Origin of the sequence: Cytophaga sp., assembly GCF_051961495.1 — a bacterium.
Lineage (GTDB): Bacteria > Bacteroidota > Bacteroidia > Cytophagales > Cytophagaceae > Cytophaga.
The window spans coordinates 1-9,595 of record NZ_JBQCDF010000112.1; the positions used below are offsets into that span (position 1 = coordinate 1).

At 38.9% G+C, this 9,595-nt stretch carries 7 protein-coding genes; all 7 read left to right on the forward strand.

Annotated features, from left to right (window positions below; genetic code table 11):
• Window positions 1-182 precede the first annotated feature (182 nt).
• The 7 genes from guaB to ACTHJT_RS05500 all read left to right on the forward strand — a co-directional run bounded on the left by guaB (window position 183) and on the right by ACTHJT_RS05500 (window position 9,419).
• Complete coding sequence (gene guaB, locus ACTHJT_RS05470) at window positions 183-1,655, forward strand: IMP dehydrogenase (RefSeq protein ID WP_440236979.1); 1,473 nt, start codon at window positions 183-185, stop codon at window positions 1,653-1,655.
• 11 nt (window positions 1,656-1,666) lie between these two features.
• On the forward strand, window positions 1,667-3,718 hold the full coding sequence (locus tag ACTHJT_RS05475; RefSeq protein ID WP_440236980.1) for a GAF domain-containing SpoIIE family protein phosphatase: 2,052 nt from the start codon (window positions 1,667-1,669) through the stop codon (window positions 3,716-3,718).
• Window positions 3,719-3,761: 43 nt separating this feature from the next.
• Window positions 3,762-4,097: an STAS domain-containing protein gene (locus ACTHJT_RS05480; protein WP_440236983.1), complete on the forward strand. Its 336-nt coding sequence runs from the start codon at window positions 3,762-3,764 to the stop codon at window positions 4,095-4,097.
• Window positions 4,098-4,523, forward strand: a complete 426-nt coding sequence (locus tag ACTHJT_RS05485) for an ATP-binding protein (protein ID WP_440236984.1) — start codon at window positions 4,098-4,100, stop codon at window positions 4,521-4,523. It abuts the gene before it with no gap.
• Between the two features lie 118 nt (window positions 4,524-4,641).
• Window positions 4,642-6,966, forward strand: a complete 2,325-nt coding sequence (locus ACTHJT_RS05490; RefSeq protein ID WP_440236985.1) for a peptidylprolyl isomerase — start codon at window positions 4,642-4,644, stop codon at window positions 6,964-6,966.
• 140 nt (window positions 6,967-7,106) lie between these two features.
• A complete protein-coding gene (locus ACTHJT_RS05495) occupies window positions 7,107-8,450 on the forward strand; it encodes a foldase protein PrsA (RefSeq protein WP_440236987.1) in 1,344 nt (447 codons plus the stop codon).
• Between the two features lie 3 nt (window positions 8,451-8,453).
• Window positions 8,454-9,419 carry an AAA family ATPase gene (locus tag ACTHJT_RS05500; protein WP_440236988.1) on the forward strand — a complete coding sequence of 322 codons (966 nt, stop codon included), beginning with the start codon at window positions 8,454-8,456 and terminating at the stop codon, window positions 9,417-9,419.
• The last annotated feature ends 176 nt before the right edge of the window (window positions 9,420-9,595 follow it).

Sequence of the window (9,595 nt, forward strand, 5' to 3'; positions counted from 1 at the left end):
CGCATATTTAGCCTTTTTTGAAAGCATAGAATTCCTATTGGATACGTATAATTATATTCAAGTATAACTATTTAAACAGATTCAACCAAAAAGATTGAAATAATACAATAGATACTTTCTAAATCGAAGACTTTTGCGTACTTTTGTCCTGCAAATAAGTAACCGAATATAAATTATTTGCGATGCTATCTGATTCTTCAAAATTTGCAGGCGAAGCGTTAACCTACGACGACGTTTTATTGATCCCGGCGTACTCTGAGGTACTCCCTCGTGACACCAACACCTCCACATATCTTACAAAAACCATTAAACTGAATATCCCTTTAGTTTCGGCAGCCATGGATACGGTGACCGAATACGAAATGGCGATTGCTATGGCCCACGAAGGTGGTCTTGGTTTTATTCATAAGAATATGTCCATCGAAAAGCAGGCTGAACAAGTACGCCGTGTGAAACGCTCAGAAAGCGGCATGATCATGGATCCGATTGTTTTGCAGGAAGATGCTTTATTAAAAGATGCCCTTAAAATCATGAAAGATTTTAAGATCGGCGGTATTCCAGTGCTTGACAAAAATAAAAAGCTGGTGGGTATTTTAACCAACCGCGACCTCCGTTTCCAGAAAAACATCAACAAACCTATTTCCAAGATCATGACTGTTGCCAACCTGGTAACAGCTCCCGAAGGAATAGACCTGGTTCGTGCAGAAGAGATTCTTCAGAAATACAAAATCGAAAAACTTCCGATTGTTGACAAACAAGGAAGGTTAAAAGGGCTAATCACCTATCGTGATATTCTTAAAAAGAAAGACCGCCCGATGGCCTGCAAGGATGAGTTCGGCCGTTTACGCGTAGGAGCTGCCGTTGGTGCCACAGCCGATGTAATGGAAAGAATCGATGCGCTGGTAAAAGCCGGTGTTGATGTGGTGAGTATTGATACCGCTCATGGTCATTCAAAGAATGTTATCCAGACGGTTAAAGAAATCAAAAAGAAATTCAAAGGCCTTCAACTGATTGCAGGAAACGTTGCAACGGGAGACGCTGCAAAAGCGCTTGCCGAAGCCGGTGCAGATGCTGTTAAAGTTGGTATCGGTCCGGGTTCCATTTGCACAACCCGCATCATTGCCGGTGTTGGTGTGCCGCAATTATACGCTGTTTACGAATGTGCAAAAGCACTTCAAAAATATAAAATTCCGGTAATTGCTGATGGCGGTATCCGCTTCTCCGGTGATATATGCAAAGCCATTGCAGCTGGTGCCAGTACAATTATGATTGGTTCTTTGATTGCAGGTACTGAAGAAGCTCCCGGCGAAGTAATCATTTACGAAGGAAGAAAATTCAAAACTTACCGTGGTATGGGCTCTCTGGAAGCCATGGAGGACGGCTCTAAAGACCGTTATTTCCAGGATGCGGAAGAAGACAGCAAAAAATTGGTTCCTGAAGGCATTGTAGGAAGAATTGCTTACAAAGGCAAAGCATACGAAGTTGTTTACCAGCTGATCGGTGGTTTGAAAGCCGGTATGGGTTATTGCGGAGCAAAGGACATTGACGCAATGAAAAAAGCCAAGTTTGTGAAAATTACTGCTGCAGGTGTGAAAGAAAGCCACCCGCATGATGTACAAATCACCCGCGAAGCTCCAAATTACAGTAGCAGATAATTGATTTAATTGTGATTCTAAAGAACCTAAGAAATTTATATTTCATACTTGCATTCGTCAGCTGGGTACTCATCCTGGTTGACGATATTACTGTTATTAGGCTCACATCACCAATTATACCGTTATATTTTTCAGGTATCCTCATTAACGTTTTATTAAGTACTTTTTTCTTATTTACATTCCTGGGATTTAAAATAGAAATCGGGTCTAAACGTACCGGTCACTTTAATGATCTCCTCTGGCAGGTTTTTATTACCGGCGCAATAACAGTACTGATTTCTCTGACAATAAAATCTGCCGGCCTGTTCAGTCACAACAGTATGTTTCTGAATGATCCGCTTATATCAAATATTCTGTACCACGTAAACATCGGTATCATTACCATTTTCCTTGCAAATGGTTTTTATGTATGGAAAAAAATGATCCTGTACCAAAAAACAAAACGGACTGATGTTGTCTGGCATCTGTTTGAATACCTGGTTCTGATCAGCATTGTCAGTAACTTTTTCTTCTTTGATATTTCTGATCCGTACTTCCTGTTGTTTACATCACCGTTAACAATTTTAGGTCTTATTTCTGCCTTTAACCTGAAATGGGTAGCCTTCCTGACCTATAAACAAAAATGGCGCAGTATCTTGCTGCTAAGTTTGATTGTAATCATCAGCCTTTCCTTCCTTGAACGTATCTATGAACATCACATTACAAGTAACCTGGTAATTGACCTGGCAGACAATGTCTTTATTCAGGCAATCTTTGGTTTCATGCTTATGAACTGCATTGTAGCTTTGCTTGTACTTTTATTCAATCTGCCAACCTCATCGGTATTCGAACAAAAGTTTGGAGAAGTAATGCTTTTCCAGAAACTTCACCAGTCTTTGCAGGTAGGAGAAAAAGAAGAAGATATGTACGAACTGCTGATCAGCAGTAGCATGACAACCGTTATGGCTGATGCCGCCTGGCTTGAAATTCGTGATAACAAAGGTGGCTTAAAAGCATTCCAAAATAGCAACATTGACGAGTTTGATGTTTTTGAAATCAAAAAAGCATTGCGTAAAAATCAGGTTAACATTTCTTCTGAACCGCAATACATCAAAGACATCTTAAGTTATCCGCATACCGACAAAATAAAACACCTGGATTATAAATCGTTTTTGTTGATCCCGCTTACTTCAAACAACCAATTAATCGGCACATTGGTTTTATTGAAAAACCTGAATGATGGTTTTGATAAGGAAATGGTTGATATCATTTTCACATTTGTGAGCCAGGCGTCTATATCCATTAAAAATTTCCGTTTGATGTCTGATGCTATTCAGACTGAACGTTATCAGGAAGAGCTGAAGATTGCGAAAGATGTACAGCAAAGCTTATTACCTTCTTCGTTATATCTAAATAACACCGTTCAGCTTAGTGTATATTCCAAAGGAGCAAAAGAGGTCGGTGGTGATTACTACGACGTATTTGAGCTCTCTCCTACCCGGTTTGCTATTGTTATAGGTGACGTTTCCGGCCATGGTACAAGTGCGGCCTTCAACATGGCGCAAATGAAAGGCGTGTTCCAAAGCCTGGTTAGCCTGGACCTGCCGGCAGATGAGTTTATGACTCTTGCCAATAACGCGCTCGGAAGATGTCTTGAAAAAAAGAATTTTATTACACTCAGTCTTTTTATTATTAATACCGAAACGCAAAGAATTCAATATGCACGCGCAGGACATTGTCCGGCCATTCATTACAACAGCATAACAAACTCCTGCGAATTCCTTGATGGCAAAGGGTTAGGCTTAGGTCTTAGCAGAAATAACACCTACGATAAATACATAAATAAATATGAATTATCTTATTCTGCGGATGATGTTTTAATTTTATATACCGATGGTTTGGTTGAGGCACATAACCCTTCCAGAGATGAATATGGTTATGACCGATTGAAGCAAATGGGTCTGGAAACCTCTAAAGAACAGCCTAAGCAAATAATTGACGCCATCATTGAACATGTTCAGCATTTCAGTGGAAGTACGCAATTTGAAGATGATTGCACATTACTTGTTTTAAAGTTTAGTTAATAATGAAAATTTTTGTTACATTTTCCATACCCAATCCAAATTTATGCGTATAACTAGTGTCAAAGAAAATGAATTTTATTTTATAGCCATTGAGGGCGATTTGGATGCTAGTTCAAGTATTCAATTAGACCAGGCTATTGAAGAAGCTCTTTCAAAGAATGAAACTAAAATAATTGTTGACTGTTCGCAACTGGAATATATATCTTCTGCAGGTTTAGGCGTTTTTATGTCATATATTCAAGATTTTCAAGCAAATAACATATCTCTGGTTTTGTGTCATTTGAGTGAAAAAGTGTTGAATGTGTTTCAGATTTTAGGTCTGGATGAATTAATAAAAATTGCCGCGACAAAAGAAGAAGCGAAAAACCTGATCGGATAATTGAATAATAAAATTAAAATATCGAGAGATCCTCAAAATCTGAAAGCTGTACGTGACTTTGTAAGCACTACACTTCAGAGTATGTCTGTGCCTGATCCTGAAATCAATATGATGGTTCTGGCAGTGGATGAGGTATGCGCTAACCGCATTCTCCATAATCCTATAGGAGCTTCCGAAACGTTCAATAATAATATTGAGCTTGAAATTGAAAATGATAACAACAACTTCACATTTTTAATCCGTGACACAGGTGAATTATATGATATTAATTCACATGAATCTCCGGATATCAGAAAGCTGATTGCTGAAAAAAGAAAAGGCGGAATCGGGCTCCTTCTTGTAAAAAAAATCATGGATTCCATTGAAATTTCGCGTTCTGAACCCTATACCGTTTTGTTGCTGCGTAAAACCCTGAAGTACGCTTAAAACTTTTTTTACTTCATAAAAAACCGCTATTTTTATTAAATCTATTGTAGAATGAATACAATAGATGACCGTTCTGTCGTTGAATTAAAGTTCTATTACAAATTTTCTATAACGTTTTATGAGATTACCCTTTTGGATCTTAGCAGCCACTCTTTCCGGAATGCTAATTAATAGCTGTGTCAGCGAAAAAACAGCCACTTCTTCATCAAAAAAAACAAGTCCGGTAACAGAAGAACCTAATATTCTTACGATCGGTAATGAAAAAATATCTACAGAAGACTTTAAATATGTATATGAAAAGAATAATGGCAAAAGTCCGGAGGCCTATTCAAAAGCAAGTCTTGACGAATATCTGAATCTATATACACGATTCAAACTTCGCGTCAAAGAAGGTGAAGAATTAGGCTTAGATACAACCGTTGCCTTCCGACAGGAATTTGCAGGTTATCAAAAACAATTGGCGCAGCCTTATCTGACCGAGAAAGAAGTTACGGAAATGTTGGTTAAACAGGCGTATGATCGCATGAAAGAAGAAGTGAGAGCAAGCCACATCCTGATTTTATGCAGCCCTACTGCTGACCCCAAAGACACATTGATTGCATATAACAAAGTCTTGGCTTTAAAAGAACGCGCTCTTAAAGGCGAAGATTTTGGAACGCTTGCCGTACAAAATTCAGAAGACCCTTCTGCAAAATCAAATAAAGGTGACCTGGGCTATTTTACTGCACTTTCAATGGTTTATGAATTTGAAGAAGCAGCTTACAACACAAAAGTAGGCAGTGTTTCTAACCCGGTTCGTACCAAATTTGGTTACCACATTATTAAAGTTGTTGACCGCAGACCTTCTCAGGGCCAGGTGCATGTTGCTCATATCATGGCCAGATACAGCCAGGGAATGAGCGTTGAAGATTCTATCAGTGCGAAAAACAAAATAGATCAAATCTATGTTGAACTTCAGAGTGGTAAATCATGGAATGCCCTTTGTGAAGAATTCTCAGATGATGTTAATTCCAAAAACAAAGGCGGAGAACTGCAATGGTTTTCAACGGGTAAAATGATTCCTTCTTTTGAAAATGCAGCGTTTACACTAACTACTCCAGGACAATATACTGCACCTGTTCAGACTCCTTACGGATGGCACATTATCAAACTAATCGAACGCAAGCCGCTGGGTTCTTTTGAAGAACTGGAGCCAAGTATTCGTGCAAAGGTTACAAAAGATTCCCGTTCTGACCTGAATAAAAAAATGTTGATCGCACGTCTGAAACGCGACAATAATTTCACTGAAAATGCCAAAGGTGTGGACTATGCTGTGAGCAAGGCCGACAGCAGCCTGCTGATCGGCAACTGGACCTTCCAGCCAAGTGAAAAAAATAAAATAACATTATTCACGATCAACAAAAAGAAGTATACAGCTGAAGATTTCTTTGGCTATGTATTCGAAAACCAGCAAGCTATTAGAAGTACCTCTCCTCAGGTATACATGAGAAATGTATTGTATACAAATTTTGTCAATGCATCATTGATTGATTACGAAGAAGCACATTTGTCTGAGAAATATGTTGACTATAGAATGCTCTTAAAAGAATATCATGATGGTATCCTTTTATTCCAGATGATGGAAGATAAAGTATGGAACAGAGCATCATCAGATACTGCCGGACTTAGAAAATACTACACTGAACATACATCCAGGTATACCTGGTCAGATAGAGCACATGCATACATTGTAAGTGCGGCCAGCAAACAAATACTGGATAATGTTAGTGCGGACCTGAAAAAATCAAGCTATGTAATGAAAGAACATACGTTTGACAATATTACCTACGACAAAAACAGTTCTTCTGTAAACAAAGCCGGCAGAAGCCAATTGGACAAGGCCATATTGGTCCTTAGAAAGGATCCTGCCACTTCTGTTATCGTTAAGCTTAGCAAAGAACATGGTGAAGCAGCATCGGTATCTGCTCAGCGCCAGGATTCGATTTTGTTTTATTTCAATAAAGCCGGCATCAAAACTGAACGGGTTTCTTTCTCTGTATTACCAACTCCTCCGGCCCGTAAAACTGAAGCTCAGCGCCAGACAGACCGTTTCGCAGAAATCCGGATTATTACATCTTCTAAAAAATATCTGGAAAATTCGTACAATGAAAAAACGCCTCTTTCTCTTCAGATCACTGAGAACACCTACACAAAAAATGAAAATGAAATTCTGAATAAGTGTACATGGGAAAAAGGCGAATATACGTTCGAATATAACAACCGATTCTATCTGGTTGTTATTGACCGCATAGATGCTCCGCGCAATAAAACCTTTGATGAAGCGAAAGGATTGGTTATTTCTGACTACCAGAGTTATCTGGAAAACCAATGGATCGATGAATTAAAAGTCAAATATCCGGTAACAGTAAATGACGTTGAATTACAAAAACTAATAAAGCGATAATAAAAAATGGGCCTGTGCCCATTTTTTATTATCTGCATGCAACATACGATCTCGTTTAAATAAAACCTGTGTATTGCAGGGCATTAGGACAAACGCCCGTTTATAAATATATTTACACAATTGATCAGGTACATTATTACATGCTTTTAAGAATTACATTCGTATTCACAATATTGGCTGCTACTATTCATTCCGGCAGCGCACAACAGGTCATTGATAAAATTGTTGCCAAAGTAGACAATCAGATCATTCTTAAGTCTGAAGTTGAAATTTCCTACCTGCAATTCATGCGAAGCCCTGAAGCACAGATGATGCAATCACCGGATGATGTTAAGTGCCGTGTATTAGAATCGCTGATCATTAATAAAATGTTGCTTGCAAGAGCCGTAATGGATTCTGTTACCGTTGATAAAGAATTAATATATGAACAGCTTAACCGTCGTATGGATTACTTTGTTCAGCAATTCGGAACAGTAGCAAAACTCGAAAGCTATTACAATAAAAGCATAGATCAGTTAAAAGAAGAACTTTATCCGCAGATCCGTGACCAGATGGTGACTCAGAAAATGCAGGATAATATTACTGCCGGTGTTGTGATCACACCAAATGATGTAAAAAAATTCTACAAAAATCTTCCTGCAGATTCCCTGCCCTATTTTTCTTCTGAAGTAGAAGTAGGCCAGATTGTCCGTCTTCCGGAGATTAACCCTCAGGATAAATTACTGTTCAAAGCACAGCTTGAAGATATCCGCAGAAGAATTGTCAGCGGCGAAGATTTTTGCCGCTTAGCAAAAGAGTATTCTCAGGATCCTGTTTCTGCGGTGAATTGCGGGGAGATTGGTTTTTTCAAAAAAGGAGACCTTGTTCCTGAATATGAAGCCGCCGCTAACCAGCTTCAACCTGGACAAACATCAGGCATTGTAGAGTCTCAATATGGTTATCACATCATCCAACTGATCGAACGTAGAGATAACACATACAATACGCGTCATATCCTGATTAAACCTGCTGCAACATCAAAAGACCTGGTTTATCCAACAGCATTTCTGGATTCAATCCGCACATTGATTCTACAGGGTACGCTTCCTTTTGCCAAAGCTGCTAAACTATATTCAGCAGATAAAGAAACATCCTTCAATGGAGGTATGTTTGCCAGTCCGGAATCAGGCAGTACGCGTATTTCACAGGAAGATATTCAGCCGGCTGTTTTCTTTGTGATCGATACAATGACTGTAGGTGATATCTCCCTTCCGGCAAAATTTATTATGGCTGATGGCTCAGAAGCTGTACGGATTCTATACTATAAAAATAAAATCCCTGCGCACCAGGCCAACCTGAAAGACGATTATCAAAAAATTTATGCCGCTGCGCTGGAAGAAAAAAGAAACAACGCCGTAAACCAATGGTTTGATAAAACAAAGTCGCAGGTATACATTAATATCGACGATGAATATAAGCAATGTGAAATTTTGATTAATAAGTAGAGAATGACAGCTATTAAATCCGATGTAGATTTGGCCAATGAAATGAATGCGGCCTATCAACAACTTTTTTCAGAAATTAAAAAAGTAATTATTGGCCAGGACGAAACCATTCAGCAAGCCCTTACTGCTATTTTTTGCCAGGGTCACTGCTTGCTTGTAGGCGTACCGGGTTTGGCCAAAACACTTTTGATAAATACCATTGCAACCACATTGCATCTAAGCTTTAAACGTATTCAGTTTACGCCGGATTTAATGCCGAGCGATATCTTAGGTGCAGAAACACTTGACAGCAACAGAAACTTTGTTTTTAATAAAGGCGCTATCTTTGCAAACATCATCCTTGCCGATGAAATAAATCGTACACCTCCCAAAACACAGTCTGCGTTACTGGAAGCCATGCAGGAATATTCCGTTACGGTAGCTGGTCACTCCTATCCGCTGGAAAAACCATTCTTTGTACTGGCAACTCAAAACCCGATTGAACAGGAAGGTACGTATCCGCTACCTGAAGCACAGCTCGATCGTTTTATGTTCAACCTGATCCTTGACTACCCGGATTACGCGTCTGAAGTAGCCATTGTTAAAAATACCACATCTGGCATTACAACTACATTACAGTCGGTTTTAAATGCAGAGAAAATTATGGAATACCAGAAACTGGTTCGCAGAGTTCCGGTTCCTGATAATGTAATTGAATATGCAGTAAAGCTTGTGCACAAAACGCGTAAAGACGGTCCTGATGCTCACGAGTGGACGAAGAAGTACCTTGATTGGGGTGCAGGCCCGAGGGCTTCTCAAAACCTTATTATTGCGGCAAAATGTACGGCCTTGTTAAAAGGCAAATACTCTCCGGATATTGAAGATGTAAAAGCTATTGCGTTGCCGGTTTTACGACATAGAATTGTTCGCAACTTCAAAGCTGAAGCCGAAGGAATTTCTACTGATGAAATCATTAAAAAATTGCTGTAAGCTTAAAGCCTAATGCGAAAGGCTGAAGGCGTAATCATTTATTGCGAAATAATATAAAATACAAATGGGTTAGAATCGAGCGGTTTTAACCCATTTTTCATTAAGAATAAAAGCTAATAAATTTGGCTATTCTTTCTTTAAGCAGATTAAATTCATAATTCATAATTCATAATTCA